Raw genomic sequence first — 26,869 nt, 5'->3', positions numbered from 1 at the left:
CTTCCAATCTGTTGCAATGGAATGCACATGACTGACTCAGCCCAAGACGCGCCGCTCACGTCCGCCGCCACATTGTCTGGTGAGCTCCAGGCCGCGGTGGACATCGCCTTGCCACAAACCCCCGCGCAGTTTGGTGGCGCCCTGATCAAAAAGAAGTGGGGCACTGCGATTGATCCGCATAGCGCATTACTGGTCACGCTGGATTACAACTACCGTGGGCACCCTGCCAGGAAAGGCATTCATCAGGGACGCGTGAAAAACGCGCAAACCCTGATCAATGCGTTGCTCGGCAATTACCAGGTCACGGGTGACGGGCGTATTGGCGAAACTGCATTCGGGCTGTATCAACCACCCGATCTGGGGCCAACAGTGCGGATTGTCGACAACGTGGATGAATTCGCCACGACTGGCAGCGGCAATCACGACACGTATGAAGGCATTTACCGCGCAACGGTTCCACAGACCTATGGGCCGGGCACCCAGATTCAGTTGCGGCCCGCCGAATTCAAGAAATGGGTCTGGGACCTGATGCTGGCAGACCTGTATCAGACCTACCTCGATCAATCCTGGCCGTCAGACCCGGTCATCGGCGCGGCGGCACCTTATCCATTGAGAACCTCGGTGAAGGCTGCATTTGTCATGGCGGCCCACCTGCAACGTTTTGAGGGCAGTCTGTCGGTTCAGGGCCTTGCGCTTGCCCTGCAAGCGGCAGCGTTGCCTGTCCTGCAAACCTGGAAAAGCCTGACCCTCAAACAACTGCAAGCGCCGACCCGAATCCCGCCAGGTTTCGAAGCGAGTCGTCTGAAGCTGTATCGCTATACCGCGACGGACATCTGGTGTTTTCGCCGGCGCTCGGCTTCCATGCTGTTGCTCTACATTCCCGGCAACTCTTCGCCCTTGCATGAGTTCGCCGATGAGCATGCCTTGCGGGAGTGGATCGTCACCCAAGGCAAAGCGGACTCGACCAAAAAAGCCCTCTCGGAGCATTTTCAGAAGGATGACCGCCAGGATGGCACCTTTCATGCGGGCGTCCTGACCGCGCTTGAGGGGATGGCGATCTATCCGGCGATGCACCGATTGACGAAGGAGGCTGGATTCTTCAACAACGACGGTTACTGGGATCCGCACGACTACATCGATTTTGAAAGCGTGCTCGCTGGCGTCGATCCGTTTGCGCAATTGGTGGCAGCGATGAAGCAGGTGGCCGGGGACAGCGTCTCGAGCATTCGTGACGACGGTCAGGTCAACCGCGACAGCCTCAGCTCGATTGTCGAGCCGGTAGTGCAGTGGCTCAACCGCTTTGCGCCCTTGGCATTGTTTTTCCCGGGTGGTGAAGGGATCCTGGCCCTGGCTGGCCTGATCGACGCGGCGTATGGTCTGGATCAGGCCATTGACGGTGAAACGTCAAATGAGCGTGCCGCTGGTGTGACCCGCACGGTCTTCGGTTTACTCAACTCCTTGCCGTTGGCCGGTGCACTGGCCAGCCTGAAAAATGAAGGCCGTGAAGCCACGCTCGTCACCAGTCTGGAAGATGAACAGCCGGTGGCACCTTCAGAAAAGTTTGCCGCTGTGGAAACGCCTGCGGTGCCAGTCGAGCCGCAAACCCGCCTGAGCTTGTTGCGGGGCATTGGCCCCACGGTGCAGAGCTTCAGCGACGAGGTACTGCTACAGATTGGCAAGGTCAGCGCCGTCGATGACGATGTGCTGCGCATGATTCGCAGCGGCCGTCAGCCCGATCCCATGCTGGCCGACATTATCAGTCGGTTCCAGATTGATCAGGACGTGACGCAAGCTTTGCGCTCAATGCAGTTCGACGCGAAAAACCTGCCAAAGGACAGCGCCGTTCAAGAGGCGTTGCAGGCCCGCCGAGCCGCATGGTTCGACGATCGCTATCAGGCCCTCCAGCGTTCAGAAAATGCCTGGGTGCGGCTTTTTCAGCAGCAATACCCCGGGTTGCCGAAAAACGCTGTTGAACAGATGCTTGATCGCTATGGCGTCGATCTCGCGGGCACGCCTGAGACGGCCCGTGCCAGGGTGCTGTTCAAGAACCTCGACAGCAAGGCGCGACAGTATCAGGAGCATGTCCGCTGGGTTCGCGCTCACGAAAGCCTTTATCTGCAATCGGTCAGCCACGCCGATTCGGACACACTGGTACTGCATTCACTGAAAAATCTCCCCGGATGGCCGCAAGACTTGCGACTGGAAATTCGCGATGGCTCTGCGCTCGGGCGTGTGCTGGATCGCACCGGAGCGCTGGATGCCGCCACGTGTCGTCACTTGATAAAAATCGGCACGCGCTATCAGTCCATTGATGCCGCTCCAGGCACCGTGGGTCATGCGGATATTTTCGAAGCAATTACCCAAGTTTTGACCCCCGACGAGCGCTCGGCGCTGCAGTTACCCGTGCTGAACGTGGCTGACGGACTCAAGTTCAAGTTGCGCGATCTGGCGTTGTCGCGTTCAGCGTTGGCAGCGGGGCTTGGCAGAATGGACATGGGGTTGCCCTTCGAAATGCAGGGATTGCGCGGAGGCGGTTTTCCCGACACTGCACAGTCAGCGGCGCTGACCCACGCAATGATGCGCTTACAGGTCAGGGATGTTTATCCCGGTTTCAGCTATGTGGAGGTCGATGCATGGCTGTTGCGGGAGGGCGCCAATGCGCAGTTGCGCCTCGATCACCTGAAGGAGCAGTTGCAGGTGTTGGTCATGGATCTGAATGGCTGGATCGAACAGAGTTTGACCGATGTCGATGACATGGATATCGAGTTCATGGATGCTGACGACGAAGATGCCGCCGGCATGACGCCCGCGCAAATCGAGGCGTACAACGTCAACCTGTTGCAACACACGCTGGCTTACGAACGAGAGTGTCGCCGGGAACTGGCCGAGGAACTGCTCGAAATCTGGCAGAAGCGGCCGCCTGCGGAAAGTCGCCTTTACGTTGACGGTGTGTTGACGGGCTACAAGCTGAACCTGGAGTTCGAAGATTTTCACCGTTTGCCGCAGGTAAGTACCCGCTTCAATGAGGTGATCGAGCTGTCCTTGCGTGGCTTCCACGTGGTCGAGCGCGAGAGCCTGAACGGCTTTCTTGAGTCTTTCCCCCATTTGCGAACGCTGAATCTGGAAAGCGTCGATCTGCGGGTGGCCGATGCCATGGGCGTGTTGCACAGCGCGCTGCCCTCGGTGATCCCGTCGCTTGTGCAACTGACGAAGCTGGATCTGCGCGCAACCCATTTGGTTCTGCGAGAGAACACCGCTGCGCAACTGGGCAGCCTGAGCAATCTGCAAGTGCTGGACTTGAGTGAAAACCCGCTGGGCGTCCCGCCGATGTTGCAAGGCATGAACAATCTGCGGGAAGTGAGTCTGCGCAATACCGGTATCAGCACGTGCCCGATCGGGATTCGCGACGAGCCTTATCTGACGTCGCTGGATCTGCGTGGCAACCAGATTGCCCGGGTTCCGCGGGCAGTGCTCGCGCAGGCCATCGCTCCGGGGCGCGTGCAGTTGTGGGGCAATCCGCTGACAGATGAGGACACCTTGTTACGCTTTGTCGCGCATCGGCGGCGTTGTGGTTTCAACGTCTGGCTGGGCGCACCGGGACCTCTGCATGGAGAAGCCGGAGTATGGCTGCGCAATACGGAGCAGCAACTGAGCAATGCCCGTTTGGCGATCTGGCAGCGCCTGGCCGCCAAACCGGTTGGCAGACGCTTCTTGCGCACGCTTGACGGGGTCAGCCTGACGCCGGAATTTCGCGTTATCTATTCGGAGTTGCAAGTCCGGGTCTGGCGGCTGTTGAGCGAGGCGGATGAATCCCCCGATCTCTGGCACCGATTGAGTCAAAACGTAGTAGCCGCTGCGGACGATGCAGACAACCCCATGGCGCTTTTCCAAGTACTGGAAAACCGCGCGAAGCTGTTCAGGGACTGGGCAGCCATGGGCAGGCCGTTTCCCGTGGCAGGCGAATGATCGTATGAAGGAAGGAGGGAAGCGAAAAGCCTTGAGCCCGTGGACACGGGCTCAAGGTTTGATTATCAACGACGACGGAACAGCGGCAGCGGTTCGTCAGTGGCGGCCTGATAGGTCACCGAGAAGTCCTTGAGACCTTCCAGGGCTTCGTAAGGGTCTTTGTCCGCACGCACCGCAAAGGCGTCGAAGCCGCAGCGGTGCATGTAGAACAACTGGTCGCGCAGCACGTCGCCGATTGCCCGCAGCTCGCCTTTGAAACCGTATCGGTCACGCAGGAGGCGTGCGTTGGAGTAATTGCGGCCGTCAGTGAAGGCCGGGAAGTTCAAGGCAATGACCTGGAACTCGGCGACGTCGTCACCGATTTCCTCGGCTTCTTCGTCGGCGTCCAGCCACACGCCCAGGCCGCCATCGCGGGCCTTGAGCATACGGCTGTGTTCGCGCCACAGTTGCAGCGGAACGATCAGATCGTCGCAGTTGCTGATCTCGTCGATGTTGAAATCCTTGGGCAGCAAGTGCCAGGTTTCGTCGACGACTTCGTTGTTCTTAATGATTCGCTGCATAGACGCGTTCCTTGAAGAGGTCGATGCCAATACGCTGATAAGTGTCGATGAAGCGCTCGTCTTCGGTACGTTGTTCCACGTACACGTCGATCAGCTTCGAAATGACGTCAGGCATGGCTTCCTGAGCGAAGGACGGGCCGAGGATCTTGCCCAGGCTCGCGTCACGGCTGGCGCTGCCGCCGAGGGAGACCTGATAGAACTCTTCGCCTTTTTTGTCCACGCCGAGAATGCCGATGTGGCCCACATGGTGGTGACCACAGGCGTTCATGCAACCGGAGATGTTCAGGTCCAGCTCACCGATGTCGAACAGGTAATCGAGGTCGTCGAAACGGCGCTGGATCGATTCGGCAATCGGGATCGACTTGGCGTTGGCCAGCGAGCAGAAATCACCGCCAGGGCAGCAGATGATGTCGGTCAGCAGACCAATGTTCGGCGTAGCGAAACCGCCTTCACGCAACTCGCCCCACAGGGTGAACAGCTTGTCCTGCTCGACATCGGCAAGAATGATGTTCTGCTCGTGGGAGGTGCGCAGTTGACCGAAGCTGTAACGGTCGGCGAGATCGGCAACAGCGTCGAGCTGTTTGTCTGTGATGTCGCCCGGGGCAACGCCGGTTGGCTTCAGTGACAGGGTCACGGCCACATAACCCGGCTTCTTGTGCGCCAGGGTGTTGCGGGTGCGCCAGCGGGCGAAGCCTGGATGTTCCTTGTCGAGTGCGGCCAGTTCGGCGTTCTGGTTGTCCAGCGCCTTGTAGTCCGGATCGACGAAGTGCTTGGCCACACGGTGCAGTTCGGCTTCGGTCAACGTGGTCTGGCCACCGCGCAGGTGCTCCATTTCCGCATCGACTTTCTGGGCGAACACTTCAGGCGTGAGGGCTTTGACGAGGATCTTGATCCGCGCCTTGTATTTGTTGTCGCGACGGCCGTAGCGGTTATAGACCCGCAGGATGGCGTCGAGGTAGCTCAACAGATCCTGCCATGGCAGGAACTCGTTGATGAACGCACCGACCACCGGAGTACGACCGAGGCCACCGCCAACCAGTACGCGGAAACCCAGCTCGCCGGCTGCGTTATGCACGGGTTCAAGACCGATGTCGTGCACTTCGATGGCGGCGCGGTCAGCGGTGGAACCGTTGACGGCAATCTTGAATTTGCGCGGCAGGTAGGCGAATTCCGGGTGGAAGGTGGTCCACTGGCGGACGATTTCGCACCATGGGCGCGGGTCGATCAATTCGTCGGCGGCGACACCGGCGAACTGGTCGGTGGTGACGTTGCGCAGGCAGTTGCCGCTGGTCTGGATCGCGTGCATCTGCACGGTGGCCAGTTCGGCAAGGATATCCGGGATGTCTTCCACCGCCGGCCAGTTGAACTGCACGTTCTGCCGGGTACTGATGTGGGCGTAGCCCTTGTCGTAGTCACGGGCAATTTTGGCCATCATGCGCGTCTGACGCGAAGTCAGTTGGCCGTAAGGCACCGCCACACGCAACATCGGCGCAAAGCGCTGGATGTACAGGCCATTTTGCAGGCGCAGGGGGCGGAATTCTTCTTCGCTCAGCTCACCTGCCAGATAGCGTCGGGTCTGATCACGGAACTGCTTGACGCGGTCCTCGATGATCCGCTGATCGTACTCGTCGTATACGTACATATAAGTCCTGTTCTCAGGCTTTGGGCTACTCGGAAAACGCTGCGTTTTCGCTTGCTGGAGTCCGATGGTGCCTCTGCAATTCTGCGCGCACGGCCGCGCGCTCCCTAACGGAGCCGGGGCAATATACCCGTTTGCAGTTATGCGCAAAAGTGATGTTTGAGTATATGTAAAGAACCAAATCGCCTAACGAGAACGGTTATTAACTATTCCACATTTGTCGTGCGGACAATCATCGTCTTAACTGTGGACGAGTCTTTCTGCAATCACCGATAAAACCGATAAGAGGCGATGCAATGAGCAATCCGACCAAGGCAAGGAAAAGCGATAGCAGCGTTGATGCATGGGCCATTTTGTTCCTGATCATTCTGGTCGTGGGGACAGCGGTATTCTGGGTCAGTCATCAGTAAACGACCCATCCGGGCCCGCGCCCGACGATTGTCGGACAAAAAACGGGATCAGGCGTCAATAGCCGGTGATTGGATGGCTATAATGCGCGGCCATTTTTCCTTGGGCCCGGATGATTCATGTTCAAGTTTCTCCACGTCAGCTTTCTGTTGTTCGGTGCGGTGTTTTCCACCTGCACGCGCGCAGAGTCTGTGCTGTTTCTGAACCCGGGCTCGACGCAGGAAGCCTTTTGGCGCAGTTATTCGCAATTCATGCAGGCGGCCGCCCGGGATCTGGGGATCGATCTGCAAATCCTCTATTCCCAGCGCCAGCCGGAACTCACCCTGGCTCAGGCCCGTCTTGCGTTGCAGGGGCCGAATCGGCCCGACTATCTGATTTTCGCCAACGAGCAATACGTTGCGCCGCAGATCCTGCGGCTTGCGCAGAACAGCGGCGTAAAGCTGTTCATCGTCAACGCCGCGCTGACGCCGAATCAGCAGGCGCTGGTCGGCGAGCGCACCGATCGCATCGGCAGTCTGGTGCCGAATGACGAGGAGGGCGGTTATCTGATGATGAAGGAACTGATTCGTCTGCACCCGCCCGTGGCTGCGAATGAAGCGATTGAAATGCTGGCGTTCTCCGGTCTGAAGATCACCCCGTCGGCGCAATTGCGCGAACACGGCATGCAGCGCGCCCTGGCCGAGCATCCGCAGGTTCGCCTGCGTCAACTGGTTTACAGCGGCTGGACGCAGCAACGCGCCTACGAACAGGCAAAACAGCTGTTCGCCCGGTATCCGAAAGTGTCACTGGTGTGGTCGGCCAATGATGAGATGGCGTTCGGCGCGATGCAGGCGTTTTCCGAGGCCGGCAAGGTTCCGGGCAAGGACGCGCTATTCAGCGCGGTCAATACTTCACCGGCGGCGTTGCAGGCAATGGTCGATGGGCGTCTGAGTGCGTTGTTGGGCGGGCATTTCACCCTTGGCGGCTGGGCGCTGGTGGAAGTGCACGACTATCAGCAAGGCGTCGATCTGAATCAGTTCGGCGGGCGTGACCGGCAGTTGCCCTTGCTGCAACTGATCGACAAAAAACAGGCCCGGCAAATGCTCGCCATGGGCGAGTCGCCGAACTACGGCGTGAGTTTTCGCAAACTATCGGCCAAGGGCCGGCCGGCCTCTTACCGTTACCCGTTCACCTTGCAGACCCTGATGCACTGAAAATCGTCACACCCCGGCGAAATGCAGCACCAGTTTGACGATGGCAAACAGGGTCAGGGCGAACACCGCCGTGAACAGAATGCCCAGCACCACGAAATGGCTGGGCTTGCCATGGGTGAAGTCCCTTGCCCGGTTCTTGCCGCTCTGCACGCCGAACGCGGCGGCCATCACGCTGTGCAGCATTTGCCAGAAGCTCGGCGGTTTGTTGTCGACTGGATCGTCCATAAATCCCTCGTAACGTCAGTTGTCCAGATGAGCATAGCCAACTTGCCACTTGATGGCCTGCCGCCGCACGCCCATACAGTCGACAGGTATCCATTCATCGCGCGATATCTATCTACCGCAGATGCCCGTGCCCGAGATGGTCTGCTCTTGGCTCCACCAAAAAGGAGCGACCATGACCGTAATCCCATCTCCTGCGCCAACTGTGCCGCCGGCGGCCACCCAAAGCCTGCACGGCGACTTCCTCGAACAATCCATCCCGCAATGGTTGACCGACGCTTCGGCGCAAAGACGCCAGGCGTTCAAGGACATTCATACAACGTTGCCAGTGTGGTATCGGAACGCCCGTGCTGACCAGCGCGAGGCATTGAATGCAAGCCTCGTGGCCAGTCTTGATGCGCAGAATCGGCTGGACAAAAGCATGGCGGCGTTTCAGGACGTTGATGCCTTCGCCCGGCCTCTGTTGATCAAGGCCCTGAAAGACCAATTCCAGCTTCAGGTCGATGTCGACAAGACCCTGCTGTGCCTGCGACGCCCATTGGAAATCAGCATTTTCGAGATCGAACTGTCGTCGTTTGAAGTGCTCAAGCTATCGATGCTCGACGCCACGTTGCACAATTTCGAAGCTTACGAATGCCAGCCGGGGGCCTATCACGCGACTTCCGGGTTCGTTGTGCAAACCACTGCGCCGGGCACTTACGAAGCGGTGGCGGTAAACCTGAGCGTCAGCCAGTTTCTGACGTTGTGCCGCAGCCTGGATATCGGCAAGCAATACCAGGCGTACCTGAAGGGCTTTTTTTATCCGCACGCCACGACGGCGCCCACCGCACTTCGCGAGCCGTTCATCGCCAGTCAGAAGGCAGCCATGCGCGCTGCCGCCGAACTGGCGCTGCTGAAAAAAGACATCGAACCTGCGGACTACCGCATGATCGTCTCGGTGATCAACGGCGAGAGGCATCCGTGGATGGGCAACAAGCAAGTCTGGTTCGAAGACCTGGGCTTGATGAAAAAGCGCATGACCGGCTGCGTGGCCTTCTCGATCTGCGAAAAATATCGTTACAGCGACGAAGTGATTCTCTACGTTCCCAACGATCCCGAGCACCCGCTCAAGCGCTACGGCGGCTCGCAGATGAAGCAGGAGTTCAAGCGCCAGTTCACCGCAAGAAGCGCCGCGCTGGCCGGCGCAGAGCCGACGCCGCACCAACGCTTTTTCAGCCAGTTCGTCCCCTACGACCAGCGTCCGTACTATTTCAGCCAGTTCACGCAGAAGGCTGCCGACTCCCCGAGCGATCCTTGGCGCTCGCCCTGGCGCACGATTATCGACGCGGTGATGCCCACCACGGCATTCACCCGTATCAAGGAGTTGCCACCGGAGATTGCGGCGAAACTGGAACCGGCGCCGGATCCGTATCTCGCACCTTCGACCCTCACGCGCAAGGGGCGAGGCATCTGGGCGGAAAACGAGGATCTCTGGGAGTACCTCCACCGGCAACATTGCGCCAAGGTACTGGCCGATGCGCGCAGTCATGCGGTGCCGACCCAAGAGGTCGACGCCAAGGCCCGAGAGGCGAAACTCGCCCACCTGATGCAAGTCGGTCTGCTGGGCCTGAACCTGGTGTCGATGTTCGTGCCGGTGCTCGGCGAAGTGATGATGGTGGTGATGGCCGGGCAGCTGTTGTACGAAACCCTTGAGGGGGCGGTCGAGTGGGGAGAGGGTGATCGTCGGGCGGCCAAGGATCATCTGGTGGATGTGGCCGAAAACCTCGTGCAGATTGCGCTGATGGCCGGGGTGGGTGCCGGGGTGCGCAAGTTTCAGGCGGCCAAAGCCCCCGCAGTGCTGGAAGACCTGCACCCAGTGACATTGCCCAATGGCAAAACCCGGCTGTGGAAAGCGGATCTGCGTGCTTATGCTTCGCCGGTGGACCTGGAGGCCAGCACCGGTGCGAATCTGTCCGGGCAGCATCTGCTCGACGGGAACGCCTATTTTCGTCAGGGCGGTCAGGCCTACCAACAGTTCTTCGATGAATCACTGGGCAAATGGCGCATTCGCCATCCCTCTGATCCGCAGGCTTACCAGCCCGTGCTTGAACACAATGGCCGAGGTGCCTGGCGGCATACGCTGGAGCGTCCTTTGCAATGGGACCGGTTGACCTTGTTGCGGCGCATGGGGCATGCCACCGATGGGTTTTCCGACGCGCAGTTGCTCAGGGTTGCTGATGTCAGCGGGGTCAGCGATAACGCGTTGCGCAAAATGCATCTGGATAACGCAGCGCCGCCACCCGAGTTGCAGGACGCCATGCGACTGTTCAAGGCCGATACGGATTCTGCACGGGTGATTGCGCAACTACGCGGCAGCCAAGCGGTTGACCCGCTGTACCTGCACGCATTGCCGCTGGTGACGGAAATGCAGCGCTGGCCGGCCAACCGCGTGCTGCAGATCTTCAATGAGGACCGATTGAGCGGCGAGTCGGTCACCTATGGCGCCAAGCGTCAGGTGCGCGGTGCGGTCGCCAGGGCGCCGATCAAGGTGAGCCGCGCCGACGTCCTGCGTGGCGACCTGACCGCACGCATCCTCGCCCAGATGGATGAACCTGAAATCAACCGCCTGCTCGGTGAGGGCGGCGCGCGCGTACGACAGGCTCGTTCCAATGAGTTCAGTCAGCAGATTGCCGATTACGCCCGAGCCCGCCAGCCGGCGATTTTCGACAGTATTTATCGCGGGACTTCGCCGGCCGACACGCGTGTCAGGTTGTTGCAGAAAATCCGTCCGGGGCTCAGCGACGCCGCGGCCGAGGAGATCCTTGCGCACGCCAGGCCTGACGAGATCGAGCGGATCAACGCGAACCGAGGCGTGCCCCTGCGTCTGGTCGAAGAGGCGCGCTGGTTCGTGCAACAGGGACGCCAGACTCGCGCTTACGCGGGACTGCGCAGTGAAAATATCGCGACCGCCGATAGCCGGCGTCTGGCGTTACACACCCTGCAAAACCTGCGGGGCTGGCCTGAAACCGTTCGCCTCGAAGTTCGTCAGGGCAGCGAACGCGGCGCGTTGCTCGACAGCGTTGGCAGCGAGAACGCCCGCGACAAAAAGTACCTGATCAAAAAGGGCCAGCGTTTTCAGGCCTTCGATGAGCGAGGAGAAGCCCTCAACAGCCAGCCAGACGTCGGCGACAATTTCTATGCTTCGATCATGCACGCCTTGCCCGATGACGCCCGTCGCAGTCTCAGGGTGCCTGAGGTCAGCCAGAGTGCCGAGTTACGCCGCAGCATCATCGAGCATGCTGATCAGCATCGCACTGAGGCAGTGACCCTGCTGGAACCGCAGGCCGCCTGGTTCAAACCGCCAACACGGGTCAACGAAAAGCTGTTGGGCTACTACGCCAGTGGTCGCGGGCCGGGCATGAATCCGCACTTGACCGTGCGCGTGCGCGATGTGTATCCGCACCTGACCGATCAGCAGGCCAACGGTTTCATCCTCCGGCAGTTGCAAACCGGGAAAACCGACAAGGACATTTTCAACCTGTTGCAGAACCGCCAGCGCGATTGGGACGCGCTGAATACCTCGCTTGAACGATGGCTGGGACCCGCACCGGAGCGCCCGCTTCGCGGTGTACCGGCAGGCTCCGATGGACAGGCCACGTATGAGCGCAAGACCCTGACCGCGCAAGCACTCAAAGACTGTTGGCGACAGGCGCCGTTGTCAGCAGAAGTACCCGGTGCGGATCGTTTGGTGATCAGCAGTCTCGAACCGCTGCCGAGGTTGACCACCGATTTCAGCCATGTACGCGAGTTGTCCGTGGGTGGGCGCGGGCTGACGGATGCCAATGCCGAGGATTTTCTGGCGCACTTTGCCAACGTGGAAAAACTCTCGCTGGGCGAACGCGGCAACTTTCTCGACATCTACACGGCCGGTGCACAGCCGCTGACGACCGTGCCGCGCTCGGTCAGCGCGATGCACTCGTTGAAGAGCCTGCGATTCAGATCCCATGCGTACAAGCTGGCCGGCGATTTCCCGACACGATTACAGGGACTGACATCCCTTGAAACGTTGCACATTGAGTGCGACGGAGTCGATCCCGCCGCCGTGCACAACCTTGATCTGGCGCCGCTTACGCAATTGAAGAGTCTCACGATCGATGCGCCGGCCATGACGCAGTGGCCTGCCTATGCGCAGGATCTTCCACAGTTGGAGCGGCTGGACCTGTCCAACACCTCGATCAATGTCATTCCGCAGGCCCTCTACAGCGGACATGAAAAACTCTGGGCGGGACTGTCGCTGGATTGGTCGAAGTTTACCCATGACGCTTTCAAACCCGCGTACGAGTACGTCAGGAATTACTCCGGGCCGTTGGGGCATCTGGTTGATCTGCCGCTGATGGTGCGCGGCTACTGCTACGGAGAGTTGGGGTTTCTGACCGGTGAGGCCGGACTGATCAACCGCTTGCCTGAGCGGATTCTTACGCTCTGGGAGACGCCCGCGACGAGGCTCGCCGCTATAGAAGCGTTGCGTGCCGAACACGCCGGGATCTTTCGCCAGTTCTTTCAGCCCGGCACTTCGGCAGAACTGCGCACGGCACAGCGCGTGTTGCGCTGGACCCACGAACCCAACGCCAGCGTACTGCGGGCACTGGAGAACCACTGGCGCGTCGCCGTACGTGCCCGCTATGGCTTGAATGACAAAGTCACCCTGTTCGAATTGCCCGCATCGGGTGTGCAGATGTCGCAACTGTTGGGCTATGAAAAGCTCAGCGAACTGCCGCCGTTGCCGGCCGGAATATTCTCCGATGTAACCACCTTGCGGCTGGGCTGGCTGGATGCGCCGGTCGAGCAGGTGGGCAATTTCATTCGGGCTTTCGCTGGCACGCAGACCCTGGAAATCAGTGGCAATGGCTTCAGCGAGCTGCCTTTCGCGCCAGGCGACTTGCCGCAATTGAGCCGTCTTGATATCTCGCAAAACCGCATTGCCGTCACGCCGCACGTACAGAGCCAGTTCAGTCACTTGTCCAGTCTTGAGTACTTGAATGCCAGCCAGAATCCGCTGACGGTGCTGGACGTCACCCCGCTGACGCGTCTCAAGGCGCTGAACCTGCGCGCCACTGAACTTCAGGCCTGGCCCGCCGGCGCCGAGCATTTGCCGGAGCTTGAGTGGGCCGACCTGCGCGACAATGCCATCGATTCGCTGCCGCCGTCGGTTCTGGCCGACAACGACGCGCTGCTCAAGATTAACCTGACAGGGAATACACTCAGTCCCGCCGGCCAGACGGCGCTGAGCGAGGCGCAACTGCGCGTTGAAAACGTCAGAGGTTTGCCCGTAGGGACGTTGCAACGGTTTGCGCTGGAACCGGTGCCGACAGACTTTCCTCCGAGCGAAACGGCCAGGTCCATCGCCGGGTACCTGTTGCCGCTGCCCAGCCGGGCGAGTAGCGGGGCGCAGGCCTCGGGGATGGCGGAACGTTTGCAGAATCTGAATCAGGTCATTTCGCCAGCGGAGGCCGAACAATGCATTTCGCGACTGCGCAGCGCGGGCATGAGCGACGGCCAGATCAGCAACCGTCTCGACGAATGGCAACTGAGCAGCGAATCACTGACGCGTCAGCTCAATGGCTGGATCTTTACCCGCGAGACCCATTCGACCCATGCGGTGGTCAGTGCCGATGGACGTGGATTCGCGGCCCTGAGCATTCGCGAATGCTGGCAGGACGGACTCACGGCGCTGACTCCGGACGCCGGGCAAGTGCTCAACCTGATGGGGCCGCGGACCGGCGATCTACCGTCACTGACAGCTGAATTCGCCCATGTACGAACGCTGAATCTGACAGGCTCGCGAATCACCGCGCAGGGCTCCAATGGCTTTTTGCGTGCTTTCCCGGAGTTGAGCACGTTGGTGCTCAACGGCAATGAACTGAGCGCGCTGCCCGAGGCTGTGCACAGCATGGGCCGGCTGCAACGCCTGGAGCTCAACGGCAACCAGTTCTCGGACGCGCAATCGTTGTACCGGTTGCCCGGTCGTGATCAATTGCGCTGGCTGGACGTAAGTCATAACCATCTCAATCAATTCGATGCCCGCAGCTTCAGCCGTATCGAGATGCTGAATCTGGCTTACAACGGTCTGGCGCAGTGGCCGGAAGGGCTGCTGGAGGCACCGAACCTGCGGACCTTGAACCTCAGTGGCAACGATTTCAGGGTTATCCCGGAACGCCTGATGGACGGCACTCATGAACCACTGGTCGGCGGCACGCAGCTCACCGACACTTATCAGTTGTCGCTCATGAGTCTTGAGCAAATGCGCAATTACAGCGCTCGGCACGGCGACGCTGCGGTGATGGGCATATCGCCTGAGGAACTCGATTTGCGCATCAGAGCGCTCATCAGCGATTCGGACAGTGATTTCGATTCCGACATCGATTCAGGGGGCGACAGCGATGGAGCCAGCGACGGCGGCGACGATACTCATGCCAATGTCGAGCCGATCGAAACCCTGCTCAATCCCTCGCTTGAGGTGTCCGATTCAGCCTTGCAGCATTGGCTCGTGGATACACGGGCTGATGTGCGATCCAGCAGAACCAGCCTCTGGATGCAACTCGCCCAGGAAGACAATCGCCAGGCGTTTTTTCATTTGCTGTCGACGCTGCGCAATACCAGTGATTTCCGACTGTCACGCGCCGACCTGACTCACCGCGTATGGCAAGTCATACAAGCCGCTACGGAAAACACCGAACTGCGGCAACTGCTGTTCATCAATGCCGAGACCCACGGCGCTTGTACCGACGGACGCATCCTGTCATTCAGCGAACTGGAAAGCCGGGTCTATGAATACAACGCGTTGCGCGATATCCCGCGCCAGCGGCCGGAGCAACGCGGTCGCGCCTTGCTCGATCTGTCGCGCCGGCTGTTTCGCCTGGGCCGGGTCGACCGTCTGGCAGAACGCGCCGGGCGCGGACAGGACAGGGCGGAAGTGCGTCTGGAATATCGTATCGGCATGACCTCGGGTTGGCCCGACGGGCTGGAGTTGCCGGGGCAACCCGAGCACATGATGTACGGCCGGCCCATTCGCGGCCAACAACTCGCCAGTGCGCGTGCCTCGGTGCTTGCCGATGAGGCAGGCGATGTGTTTATCAACGATCTGATTTCGCGTGATTACTGGGTGCGTTATCTGCGCGAGCGCCATCCCGACGCATTTGATGTCGTTGAGCGCAACGCTTCCACACGCCTGGGTGAGGTCGAGGAGGCGCATCCCGACAGAACCGAGGGGCCCGCGCTGGAGCAATACACCAAGGCGTTGCACAAACTCGAGGTTGAGTTGGCGACTGCCAGTACCGCTAATCTGATGGAGCTGTCGCGCATGGAGATGCGGGCGCTGGTCCCGATTGAGGAGGTGGAGTTGCCTGGCCCGTCCTCACCACAACCGGGCCCGTCAACTCGCCAATGAGGGGGTGAGTGAACGGGCATGGGCGCACGCTGCGCTCATGCCCGGGTCGGGACTCAGTTGTCGTAACCGAGGTTCGGTGCCAGCCAGCGTTCGGTCACGCTCAGCTCCTGACCTTTACGCGAGGTGTAGCTTTGCACCTGGTCCTTGTCGATCTTGCCGACTGCGAAGTACTGCGCTTGCGGGTGAGCGAAATACCAGCCGCTGACCGCTGCCGCCGGGAACATCGCGTAGTGTTCGGTGAGAAACACGCCGCTGCGGCCGGCACGCATTTCTTCGGCTTGCGGGTCGAGCAAGGCAAACAGCGCAGCCTTCTCGGTGTGATCCGGGCAGGCCGGATAACCCGGGGCAGGGCGGATGCCGCTGTATTGCTCTTTGATCAGCGCGTCGTTGTCGAGCACTTCGTCCTTGGCGTAACCCCAGTGTTCTTTACGCACCTGTTGGTGCAGCCACTCGGCGCAAGCCTCGGCCAGACGGTCGGCGAGGGCCTTGACCATGATCGAGTTGTAATCGTCGCCAGCGTCCTGATAAGCCTTGGCGACTTCTTCGGCGCCGATGCCGGCGGTGGTGATGAAACCACCGACGTAGTCGGTCACTTCGCTGTCCTTCGGCGCAACAAAGTCGGCGAGGGAGAAGTTCGGTTTGCCGTCGGTCTTGATGATCTGCTGACGCAGGTGATGCAGCTTGGCCATTGGCTTGCCGTCATCGCCGTACAGTTCGATGTCGTCGTCATGCACCTGATTGGCCGGCCAGAAACCGAACACTGCGCGGGCGCTGATCAGCTTCTCGTCGATCAGTTTGGCGAGCATTTCCTGCGCGTCCTTGTACAGCGCGGTGGCAGCTTCACCGACCACTTCGTCTTCGAGGATGCGCGGGAACTTGCCGGCCAGATCCCAGGAGATGAAGAACGGCGTCCAGTCGATGTATTCGGCCAGCACCTTGAGGTCGATATTATCCAGCACCTTGCTGCCGGTGAAGGTCGGTTTCACCGGCTCGTAGCTGGCCCAGTCGAACTGTGGCTTCTTGGCAACGGCAGCGGCGTAGCTCAGACGCTCGGTGCGGGCGCTGCGGTTCGATGTACGTTCGCGCACGTCGATGTATTCCAGGCGGGTCTTTTCGACGAAACCGGCCTTCAATTCTTTCGACAGCAACTGGGTTGCTACACCGACCGCACGCGAGGCGTCGGTCACGTAGACCACCGCGTCGTTGCTGTACTTCGGCTCGATCTTCACCGCCGTATGCGCCTTGGAGGTGGTCGCGCCACCGATCATCAATGGCAGATGGAAATCCTGACGCTGCATCTCGCGAGCCACATGGACCATCTCATCCAGCGACGGCGTGATCAGGCCGGACAGGCCGATGATGTCGCACTTCTGCTCCTTGGCCACTTGCAGGATCTTTTCTGCCGGAACCATCACGCCAAGGTCGACGATGTCGTAGCCGTTACAGCCCAGCACCACGCCGACGATGTTCTTGCCGATGTCGTGCACGTCGCCCTTCACCGTGGCCATGAGGATCTTGCCCTTGGCTTCCGGCTTGTCGCCTTTTTCCAGTTCGATGAACGGGATCAGGTGCGCGACGGCCTGCTTCATTACTCGGGCGGATTTCACCACCTGCGGCAGGAACATTTTGCCGGCGCCGAACAGGTCGCCGACGATGTTCATGCCGGACATCAGCGGGCCTTCGATCACTTCGATCGGGCGGGCGAACGACTGGCGCGACTCTTCGGTGTCTTCAACGATATGGGTGGTGATGCCTTTGACCAGCGCATGTTCCAGACGCTTGTTGACCTCCCAGCTGCGCCACTCTTCGGTCTCGGCTTCCTTGACGCTGCCGTCGCCCTTGTACTTGTCGGCGATGGCGAGGAGGGCGTCGGTGCCTTCCGGGGTGCGGTTGAGGATTACGTCTTCAACGGCGTCGCGCAGCTCGACCGGGATCTGGTCGTAGATCTCCAGCTGACCGGCGTTGACGATGCCCATGGTCAGGCCGGCGCGGATCGCGTACAGCAGGAACACCGAGTGGATCGCCTCGCGCACCGGGTTGTTGCCACGGAACGAGAACGACACGTTGGACACGCCGCCGGAAGTCAGCGCATACGGCAGTTCGTCGCGGATGTAGGCACAGGCATTGATGAAGTCCACAGCGTAGTTGTTGTGTTCTTCGATACCGGTGGCGACGGCGAAGATGTTCGGGTCGAAGATGATGTCTTCCGGCGGGAAGCCGACTTCGTTGACCAGAATGTCGTAGGAACGTTTGCAGATCTCTTTCTTGCGCGCTTCGGTGTCGGCCTGGCCGGCTTCGTCAAACGCCATCACCACCACCGCAGCACCGTAGCGCTTGCACAGTTTGGCGTGATGGATGAACTGCTCGACGCCTTCTTTCATGCTGATCGAGTTGACGATGCCCTTGCCCTGAATGCACTTGAGGCCAGCTTCGATCACTTCCCATTTCGACGAATCGATCATGATCGGCACGCGAGAGATATCCGGCTCGCCGGCGATCAGATTGAGGAAGGTCACCATGGCCTTCTTCGAATCGAGCATGCCTTCGTCCATGTTGATGTCGATCACCTGCGCGCCGGCCTCGACCTGCTGCAGGGCTACTTCCAGCGCTTCGGTGTAGTTATCTTCACGGATCAGACGGGCGAACTTGGCCGAACCGGTGATGTTGGTGCGCTCGCCGACATTGACGAACAACGAGCTGCGGTCAATGGTGAACGGCTCCAGACCCGAGAGACGGCAAGCCTTGGGAATGTCCGGAATCTGCCGTGGCGCGTAACCGGCCACGGCTTTGGCGATGGCTTCGATATGCCCCGGCGTGGTGCCACAGCAGCCGCCGACGATATTCAGGAAACCGCTTTGGGCAAATTCTTCGATGACTTTGGCGGTTTCCGACGGCAGTTCGTCGTACTCGCCGAATTCGTTCGGCAGGCCGGCGTTCGGGTGCGCAGACACATGGGTGCTGGCCTTGTTCGACAGCTCTTCCAGGTACGGACGCAGTTCGCTGGCGCCGAGTGCGCAGTTGAGGCCGACCGAGATTGGCTTGGCGTGGGCCACGGAGTTCCAGAACGCTTCGGTGGTCTGGCCCGACAGGGTACGACCGGAGGCGTCGGTGATGGTCCCGGAAATCATGATCGGCAGTTCGATGTGCAACTCTTCGAACACACCTTGCACGGCGAAGATCGCCGCTTTGGCGTTAAGGGTGTCGAAAATGGTTTCAATCAGGATCAGGTCAGCGCCGCCCTCGATCAGACCTTTGGTGGCTTCGGTGTAGTTTTCCACCAGCTCATCAAAGGTGACATTGCGGTAGCCAGGGTTGTTGACGTCCGGCGACAGCGAGCAGGTGCGGCTGGTCGGGCCGAGCACGCCGGCAACGAAGCGTGGCTTCTCCGGGTTCTCGGCGGTCTTGGCGTCGGCGACCTTGCGCGCCAGGCGTGCGCCTTCTACGTTTAGTTCGTACGCCAGCTCTTCCATGCCGTAATCGGCCATGGAAATGCGCGTGGCGTTGAAGGTGTTGGTTTCCAGAATGTCGGCGCCGGCATCCAGATAGGCTTTTTCGATTCCGCCGATCACGTCCGGACGGGTGATCACCAGCAGGTCGTTGTTGCCCTTGACGTCACTCGGCCAGTCCGCGAAGCGTTTACCGCGATAATCCTGCTCTTCGAGCTTGTAGCTCTGGATCATCGTGCCCATACCGCCGTCGAGTATCAGGATGCGCTCTTTGAGGGCTTGCTTGAGAGCTTGAAGGCGGACGCTGCGATCGGACATTTGGACTACTCGGAAAGACCATTACGAAGGAGCGGGATCATAACAAACCTGTGCCGATTTAGAGCATGTGGAGGTTTTGCATGAATATCGCTCATGTTGGTGCGGGCGTCATACTGTAGAATCGCGGCGTTTTTTACAGGATCGGGATCAAGGGCATGTCGTACCGCGTCGTCAGCATTTTTTTGTTGTGTCTCAGCTGGGGCGCCGCTGCGCAGGAACCCAAGATTTCCTACACCCGTGATATCCAGCCGATCTTCACCGAGAAATGCGTGGCCTGCCATGCGTGTTACGACTCTGCTTGTCAGCTGAATCTGGGCAGTGGCGAAGGCGCCGGACGTGGCGCAAGTAAAATGCCGGTCTATGATGGCGAACGCACGCAAGCCGCACCGACCACACGCCTGTTCTACGACGCCTTTGGCAAACGTGCCTGGCAGCAGAAGGGCTTCTATTCGGTGCTCGATGCTCAGGGCAGTCAAGCCGCGTTGATGGCGCGCATGCTTGAGCTGGGACACAAAACCCCGTTGACGCCGAATGCCAAACTCCCCGTAGACATCGTGCTCGGCCTGAATCGCGAGAACATGTGCGCGATGCCCGCCGAATTCGAGGGCTATGCCGGCGCGCATCCGAAGGAAGGCATGCCGCTGGCGGTGACCGGGCTCACCGATCAGCAGTACAAAACGTTGCAGCGCTGGCTGGCGTCCGGTGCGCCGATTGACGAGCAAGGGCTGGCACCAAGTGCAAAAGAAGCCTTGCAGATCGTCCAGTGGGAAAACCTGCTCAATGCACCGGGCGCTCGTGAGAGCCTGGTCGGGCGCTGGTTGTTCGAGCACTTGTTCCTGGCGCACCTCTATTTCAAGGATGGCGAGCCGGGGCATTTCTTCCAGTGGGTACGCTCGCGCACGCCGACAGGTCAGCCGATCGACCTGATTGCCACCCGCCGCCCCAACGATGATCCGGGCACCCAGGTTTACTACCGCTTGTGGCCGGTGCAAGGGGTGATCGTGCATAAAACCCACATCACTTATCCACTCAGCGCGGCGAAGATGGCGCGGGTCAAGAGCCTGTTCTACAACGGCAACTGGCAGGTCAGCGCGTTGCCCGGCTACGGCCCGCAGAGCCGCGCCAACCCGTTTGCCACGTTTGAGGCGATTCCGGCGCAGGCGCGCTATCAGTTCATGCTCGATAACGCTGAGTATTTCGTCCGTACCTTTATTCGCGGCCCGGTGTGCCGTGGGCAGATCGCCACAGACGTGATCCGCGACAACTTCTGGGCGCTGTTCCAGGCCCCTGAACATGACCTGTACATCACCGACCCCAACTATCGCGGCCAGGCCACGCCGCTGTTGGCCATGCCCGGGCAGAACGACGATGTCGGCAGCGTCCTGAGTCTGTGGCACAACTATCGCGACAAACGTAACGAATACGAGGCGCTGCGCCGCGACAGTTACGCCGATCAACCGGCGCCGAGCTGGTCGACATTGTGGGCCGGCAACGACAACGCGCTGTTGAGCATTTTCCGTCACTTCGACAGCGCCTCGGTGACCAAAGGCCTGATCGGTGAAGTGCCGCAGACGATGTGGTTGTTCGACTATCCGTTGCTGGAGCGCACTTATTACCAGTTGGCGGTCAACTTCGATGTGTTCGGCAATGTCTCGCATCAGGCACAAACCCGCCTGTATTTCGACCTGATCCGCAACGGCGCCGAACAGAACTTTCTGCGCCTGATGCCGGCCAACTCCCGCGAGGACTACCTCGACGATTGGTACCAGAGCAGCGGCCAATTCAAGATGTGGCTCGACTATGAAGCCATCGACGACGACAAGCCGACCGCGCTGAAGCTCGACGAGAGAGACCCGAAATACGACTTCGCCATGCAGTTGCTGGCGCGTTATGGCGATCTCAATGCGCGGCCCGATCCAATTAACCGCTGTGACGGCGCCTATTGCTCGCGGCCGAACATTGATCCGGCGCTGCAGAATGCCGAACAGGCTCTTAGTCGCCTGACCTCACGTCCGGCGGCTGGCCTGAAAGTCATCGATCAATTGCCGGAAGCAACCATGCTGCGCATCGAAACCGCCAGCGGCAAACGCGAGGTCTACAGCCTGCTGCGCAATCGCGCCCACAGCAACGTGGCGTTTTTGCTCGGTGAGTCGCTGCGTTATCAGCCGGGGCTGGATACGCTGACCATTTATCCGGGTGTGCTCAGCAGTTATCCGAACTTCATCTTCAACATTCCGGCCGACCAGGTGCCAGCGTTTGTCGATGCGATGGAAAGCGCCAAGGATGCCAATCGTTTCGAAAAAATCGTCGAACGCTGGGGCATCCGCCGCAGCCACCCGCAATTCTGGTTCTATTTCCACGATCTGAGCCAGTACCTGCACGAAACCGATCCGGTGGAAGAGGGCGTGCTGGACATGAACCGCTACGAGAATCTTTGATCGTTTGAGAGTGATCTGCTGTCCCAATTCTGACTAGACCCACATTCCCTGTGGGAGCTGGCTTGCCAGCGATGAGGGCGACCCATTCAACATTTATGTGGTCTGACACTCCGCCATCGCGGGCAAGCCCGCTCCCACAGGGTTTAGTGGTACTTCAGGAATTGTGATGGGAGTGGGCGATGTTGATTTCAGTGCAGGCCCTGCGTGCGCTCGCCGCGTGGACGGTGGTCTGCCATCACTTCATGCAGATTTTTTTCGACTTCGAAGCCCGAGGCCCGGTGGGCCAGTGGTTCGTCGACAAGGGCGCGGTGGGCGTCGACATTTTCTTCGTCATCAGTGGTCTGGTGATTTTTCTTTCGACTGAAGACAAAAGCCTGCGGCCCGGGCAATTCCTGCTGTATCGATTGTTTCGCATCGTCCCGGCGTATTGGCTGTATACGTTGCTGATGGCGTTGTTGGTGGTTTTCGCCCAGCCACTGTTGCCCGATCAAACGCTGGACTGGAGCCATCTGCTGCTGTCGCTGTTGTTCATTCCGACGCAGAACCCCGGCGGTTACGGGATCTATCCGACCCTGAATGTCGGCTGGACACTCAATTACGAAATGCTCTTCTACCTGCTGTTTGCCTGGGCACTGCTGTTTCGTTTGCAGGTGCGCCTGCTGGTGGTCGCAGCGCTGCTGTTTGCGGTGTGTCAGGCGTGGACCGGGTTTGGCTGGATCAGCGAGTTCTACCGCTCGGACATCGTTTATGAGTTCTTGCTGGGGATTGGTATCGGCATGCTCTATCGACGCGGCTGGATTGGCGGCGGGCTTTGGCTGCCGGTGGCGGGGATCGTCGTGGCGTTGCTAGCGATTTACCATTTGGCGCCGGCGCCGAGATTGCTCAACTGGGGCGTGCCGAGCGCAATTCTGGTGATGTCGTGCATGGCGCTGGAGCGTTACGTCGAGCGCAGCCGTGTGCTCAAGCTACTCGGCGATTGCTCCTATTCGGTGTACCTGATGCATGTGCTGGTACTGTCGGCTGGTGGATTCCTCGCGCGGCGCTACGGCATCAACCCGTATCTGATGTTTGTCGTTTGCGCGCTGGCCATTGGCGTGGGCTCGTGGTTGAGCTATGAATGGGTAGAAAAGCGCAGCTATCGGTGGCTTAAAGCGCGGATTGGTCGTGAACCAACGGTTGAGCCTGTCGAGAATCTTTCCCGACAAAAATACTAGGACTTTGTCCGACGCAATGATTGGCGTAAACTGCGCCCAAGCCTGCGAGGAGTTTCCATGACCGCTATTACCATCACCGACGCCGCCCACGATTACCTGGCCGATCTGCTATCCAAGCAGAACACCCCGGGCATCGGTATCCGCGTCTTCATCACCCAGCCTGGCACCCAGTACGCCGAAACCTGCATTGCCTACTGCAAGCCGGGCGAAGAAAAACCCGAAGATACGGCGCTGGGGCTGAAAAGCTTCACCGCGTATATCGATTCGTTCAGCGAAGCGTTTCTCGACGACGCCGTTGTCGACTACGCCACCGACCGCATGGGCGGCCAGCTGACCATCAAGGCGCCAAACGCCAAAGTGCCGATGGTCAACGCCGACAGCCCGGTCAACGAGCGCATCAACTACTACCTGCAAACCGAAATCAACCCGGGGCTGGCCAGCCACGGCGGTCAGGTCAGCCTGATCGATGTGGTTGAAGACGGCATCGCCGTACTGCAATTCGGTGGCGGTTGCCAGGGCTGCGGCCAGGCCGACGTGACCCTGAAGGAAGGTATCGAGCGCACGCTGCTTGAGCGTATTCCCGAGCTTAAGGGTGTTCGCGACGTGACCGACCACACGCAGAAAGAAAACGCCTACTACTAAGGTGTTCGCTGCGAAATAAAGAACGGCGCTGTGGCGAGGGAGCTTGCTCCCGCTTGACTGCGTAGCAGTCACAACCCAGGCAATGCATTTTCCCGTGATGAATGCGTTGACAGGTTTTGGGATCGCTGCGCGATCCAGCGGGAGCAAGCTCCCTCGCCACATGTGCGTTATGGGCGATAGAGGTGAGCATGCCCAGCGCGATACAGCGATGACTCGCTGAACACTTCACTCCCCAATACGCGCCCAACCAGAATCAACGCTGTGCGCCGAAACCCTTTGGCCGCGACCTTTCCGGCAATGTCCTCAATCGTCCCCACCACCCAATCCTGATCCGGCCACGTCGCCCGATGAATCACTGCAATCGGGCAGTCCGCACCGTAATGCGGTAGCAGTTCAGCGAGGATTTTCTCCAGATGATTGACCCCCAGATGAATCGCCATGGTCGCGCCATGCCGGGCCAGGCTGCCCAGTTCTTCACCCGCCGGCATCGCGGTCTTGTCGGCATATCGGGTCAGAATCACGCTCTGCGAGACGTCCGGCAGGGTCAGTTCGGCGCCCAGAAGCGCCGCACACGCCGCTGTCGCGGTGACGCCGGGAACGATTTCGAACGGAATATCCAGCTCTCGCAAGTAGCGAATCTGTTCGCCAATCGCGCCATACAGGCTTGGATCGCCCGAATGCACCCGCGCCACATCCTGGCCTTTGGCATCTGCGGTCTTGATCAGTTCGATGATCTGTTCCAGATGCAATTCAGCGCTGTTGACCACCGTTTCAGCCTGATGACCGGCCAGCACAGCCGCCGGCACCAGCGAACCTGCGTAGATGATGACCGGGCAACTGCGGATGAGTCGCTGGCCTTTGACGGTGATCAATTCCGGGTCGCCGGGGCCGGCGCCGATGAAGTAAACGGTCATCGTTGAATCCTTTGGAAAAGAGGCGCGGCAACGCTTCAGATGAAGATTGTTCATGATCGATGGCGGGGATTATCGGGATTTTACGCAGCGCCGGCCAATGCCAACGTTGCCTGCGCGTATTTTTGTCGGGAAATCAGCAGTTTTGCCGGGGCTTGAATCAGTTGCTCGGCGAGGGCCAGCGCCGCACTTTCCGCCACGCCGTAGCAACCCGTGCGTTCGTAGGCGATCTGCGAATGGTGGCTCAGTCGCTGCTGATAACTGGCCAGTTCTTCACTGCTGAAGTACAGCAAGGGCAGCGCCAGTTGGGCGGCGAGCTCCTGTAAACCGGGTTCATCGCGCTTCAAGTCAATGCTGGCCAAAGCCTTGACCGCCAGAAGGTCGATGCGATGGGCCTGCAAGGCTTGATCGAATAACGCGCGCAGCGTGCTGGCAGGGCAGCCGCGCTGGCAGCCCAGGCCGACCACAAAGGTCGGCGCTGTGCTGTCATTGCTCATGCGTGGTATTGACCATCGCTTTTGCGGCGGAACAGCCAGGCGCTGATCAGGCCCAGGGCCAGCCAGAACGCGACGTTGGTCAGCTGCGAAGCGATTTTGAATTGGGCTTCGAGGGCTTCCGGAGCCAGCATCGAATGCACTTCCGGTTGTGGTGCACCGATCACATGCGGCACGGCGAGAATCGCCACGCCGAGGATTTTCATCAGCCAGTGACGGCTGAACGCGATCAGCGCCAGACCGGCAGCGGTAGAGGCGGCGGTGCTGATCCACCAGATCTGTCGCGAAGCCAGATCTGCCGCTGCGGTGCCTGGCAGTTCTGGCGGTAAGCCCAGCGTCGGCGCCAATACGAAAGTGGCGTAACCGGCCAGACCCCAGAGCAGACCTTGCGACGTCTTGGTCGGCGCGCGCAGGGTGTAGAGACCGGCGAGCATCAGGGCAAAACCCACGGCCACGACCAGATTGCCGCCAGTCGTGGAAACGACGCGCTGCCAGCCGTTTTCCGGCTCCCAGGCTTCGGCATCGTGGGTGTGTGCGGCGGCACCGGCGGCGTGTTCGTGGACTTCAGCCACAGGCTCGGCTTTCTCGAAAGTTTCCGCCTGCAGAATCAGCGGCGAAACCCAGAAACTTTGCAGCAGCGTGAGGAGCAGGGCGGCCAGCAGGCCGGTGAAGCCTGCGGTTTGTGCAATTCGTTTGATCATCTCGGCAGGTCTCAGTGGCACGGGAACGCGGCGCTGTGGCGGGTATCGTGGGCAGCGTTGTGGACCGCTTCGATGTGCGAGAAACCGGCGAAATAGACGAGGCTGGCGCCGAGAATCGACGCGAAAATGGCGGCGGTCAGACGTTGGCTCAGTGTGGTGCTGCTGGCGATTTTGTCTGTGTTGCTGCCGGTGCTGCTGATGATCGACATGGCGCTTCCCTCTGGAGTGTCAGCGGGTGAATAGAGCGCATGAAAACCCTTGCGAGTCGGGCACGCAGGGGTTCGAACAGCGCCCGCCCACCGCGGGTTTGTTATGTTCAGCGACGCACAAATGCGGGCTGTGTGTTGCGGGCCGGTCTCCGGGCTCACGAGGGGTTGGCGTCAGGCCGACCTGCAAGCGTCACCTTCCCATGCCGTGCTGGCACAGTGGATCTGACGCTTCGCTCGCTTACCGTTGCGGGGGCAGCACCGGACTGACATGGCTTAAGAGTAAAGCACATGATTCACCGGTTTCCCGTTTCACCCTGTGAAGGGCACCCGTAACAAGTTGTGTAGGAGATCATGAGGGGGGATTTGAGTCAATTGGTTGGGGGGGCAGATCCATTGCTGCGGTAACGGCTTCTTAGGGTTTCGCCCTGACGGCGAGTCACCTTTTCCAAACGCCGAAAAGGTAACCCAAAAGGCTTTACCCTGACGTACGGCCCTCGCTTAGGCTCGGGTTCCTTCGCTGCGGGATTGATCCGGGCGCATCGCCTACGGTTTGCTTCGCTGCACCTCCTCTCGATGCATTTGGCTCGCCAAACGGTCGCTGCGCTCCCACCCCCGGATCAATCCCTCCACTCAGCCTTCCGACGGGCGTTCTAGATCAAGAGCGGTACTCGAGCTAACGCTCATTGTGTTGAGTGGGGCGGCATGCGCCGCGTTTGGGGTGTACTCATTTTTTTGTGACAGCGATGGCGGCCTGACAGCCGACCAGGCGCTGGTTGGTGAGCCTGGTTCAAACTGTGGATGGGGGCTTGCTACCGAAGGCTGCCTGACAGTAGACCTGTTTCTACCGGTTGTACTCGACCCCTGTGGGAGCTGGCTTGCCAGCGATGGCGGCCTGACAGCCAACCAAACTCTGGTAGGTGTACCCAGTCCCCTGAGCTACCGAAGGCTGCGATCTTTTGATCTGCTTTGGATTTGGCTGTTGATCTCCAGCCCCTTCGGCAGGCCGAGCGAAGGTGTTCATCCGGGGGTTAGGCGCGCAGCGCCGTTTGGCGAAGCCAAACACATCGAGAGGAGGTGCAGCG

14 protein-coding genes and 1 riboswitch are annotated in these 26,869 nt (G+C 59.9%); of the genes, 6 read left to right on the top strand and 8 right to left on the bottom strand.

Annotated features, from left to right (window positions below; all coding sequences use genetic code 11):
* Window positions 1–27: 27 nt before the first annotated feature.
* A complete protein-coding gene (locus tag ACIOWE_RS22420) occupies window positions 28–3,966 on the top strand; it encodes a dermonecrotic toxin domain-containing protein (protein ID WP_401395974.1) in 3,939 nt (1,312 codons plus the stop codon).
* A gap of 65 nt (window positions 3,967–4,031) precedes the next feature.
* Here ACIOWE_RS22420 and ACIOWE_RS22415 read toward each other — a convergent pair whose 3' ends face one another.
* A complete protein-coding gene (locus tag ACIOWE_RS22415; protein WP_095189786.1) occupies window positions 4,032–4,526 on the bottom strand; it encodes a DUF934 domain-containing protein in 495 nt (164 codons plus the stop codon).
* Complete coding sequence (locus tag ACIOWE_RS22410) at window positions 4,510–6,168, bottom strand: nitrite/sulfite reductase (protein WP_401395971.1); 1,659 nt, start codon at window positions 6,166–6,168, stop codon at window positions 4,510–4,512. Before ACIOWE_RS22410 ends, ACIOWE_RS22415 begins: the two co-directional genes overlap by 17 nt.
* A gap of 524 nt (window positions 6,169–6,692) precedes the next feature.
* Between ACIOWE_RS22410 and ACIOWE_RS22405 the strand changes: the two genes are divergently transcribed.
* Window positions 6,693–7,766, top strand: coding sequence for an ABC transporter substrate-binding protein (locus ACIOWE_RS22405; RefSeq protein ID WP_401395968.1), 1,074 nt, complete (start codon window positions 6,693–6,695; stop codon window positions 7,764–7,766).
* A gap of 6 nt (window positions 7,767–7,772) precedes the next feature.
* Here the strand turns inward: ACIOWE_RS22405 and ACIOWE_RS22400 are convergent, their stop codons facing one another.
* Window positions 7,773–7,991 carry a DUF2970 domain-containing protein gene (locus ACIOWE_RS22400; RefSeq protein ID WP_401395965.1) on the bottom strand — a complete coding sequence of 73 codons (219 nt, stop codon included), beginning with the start codon at window positions 7,989–7,991 and terminating at the stop codon, window positions 7,773–7,775.
* A 172-nt stretch (window positions 7,992–8,163) separates the two neighbouring features.
* Here ACIOWE_RS22400 and ACIOWE_RS22395 point away from each other — a divergent pair, with 172 nt between their 5' ends.
* Entirely contained in the window at window positions 8,164–15,414 is a 7,251-nt protein-coding gene (locus tag ACIOWE_RS22395; protein ID WP_401395962.1) for an NEL-type E3 ubiquitin ligase domain-containing protein, read from the top strand.
* Between the two features lie 53 nt (window positions 15,415–15,467).
* On the opposite strand, the gene metH is transcribed toward ACIOWE_RS22395, so the two are convergent.
* Window positions 15,468–19,178 (bottom strand): methionine synthase, encoded by a 3,711-nt coding sequence (gene metH / locus ACIOWE_RS22390; protein WP_401395959.1) that lies wholly within the window; start codon window positions 19,176–19,178, stop codon window positions 15,468–15,470.
* Window positions 19,179–19,333: 155 nt separating this feature from the next.
* Between metH and ACIOWE_RS22385 the strand changes: the two genes are divergently transcribed.
* From ACIOWE_RS22385 to nfuA, 3 genes are all read left to right on the top strand, one after another.
* Complete coding sequence (locus tag ACIOWE_RS22385) at window positions 19,334–21,616, top strand: fatty acid cis/trans isomerase (protein ID WP_401395956.1); 2,283 nt, start codon at window positions 19,334–19,336, stop codon at window positions 21,614–21,616.
* Window positions 21,617–21,795: 179 nt separating this feature from the next.
* Window positions 21,796–22,830, top strand: a complete 1,035-nt coding sequence (locus ACIOWE_RS22380; protein ID WP_401395953.1) for an acyltransferase family protein — start codon at window positions 21,796–21,798, stop codon at window positions 22,828–22,830.
* A 57-nt stretch (window positions 22,831–22,887) separates the two neighbouring features.
* Window positions 22,888–23,472 (top strand): Fe-S biogenesis protein NfuA, encoded by a 585-nt coding sequence (gene nfuA / locus ACIOWE_RS22375; protein ID WP_003225494.1) that lies wholly within the window; start codon window positions 22,888–22,890, stop codon window positions 23,470–23,472.
* A 167-nt stretch (window positions 23,473–23,639) separates the two neighbouring features.
* Here nfuA and cobM read toward each other — a convergent pair whose 3' ends face one another.
* From cobM to ACIOWE_RS22355, 4 genes are all read right to left on the bottom strand, one after another.
* Window positions 23,640–24,386 (bottom strand): precorrin-4 C(11)-methyltransferase, encoded by a 747-nt coding sequence (cobM, locus tag ACIOWE_RS22370; RefSeq protein ID WP_401395950.1) that lies wholly within the window; start codon window positions 24,384–24,386, stop codon window positions 23,640–23,642.
* An 80-nt stretch (window positions 24,387–24,466) separates the two neighbouring features.
* Entirely contained in the window at window positions 24,467–24,880 is a 414-nt protein-coding gene (locus ACIOWE_RS22365) for a cobalamin biosynthesis protein (RefSeq protein ID WP_401395947.1), read from the bottom strand.
* On the bottom strand, window positions 24,877–25,578 hold the full coding sequence (locus ACIOWE_RS22360; RefSeq protein ID WP_201238429.1) for a CbtA family protein: 702 nt from the start codon (window positions 25,576–25,578) through the stop codon (window positions 24,877–24,879). The genes ACIOWE_RS22365 and ACIOWE_RS22360 overlap by 4 nt, the downstream gene beginning before the upstream one ends.
* Before the next feature lie 11 nt (window positions 25,579–25,589).
* Entirely contained in the window at window positions 25,590–25,787 is a 198-nt protein-coding gene (locus tag ACIOWE_RS22355) for a CbtB domain-containing protein (RefSeq protein ID WP_201238428.1), read from the bottom strand.
* A gap of 122 nt (window positions 25,788–25,909) precedes the next feature.
* A riboswitch (cobalamin riboswitch) is annotated at window positions 25,910–26,133 on the bottom strand.
* Window positions 26,134–26,869: the final 736 nt, after the last annotated feature.

The organism is Pseudomonas sp. NPDC087598 (assembly GCF_044743525.1).
Classification (GTDB): Bacteria; Pseudomonadota; Gammaproteobacteria; order Pseudomonadales; family Pseudomonadaceae; genus Aquipseudomonas.
Note: the sequence above shows the minus strand (reverse complement) of the source record. Positions and strands in the feature narration are given on the sequence as shown.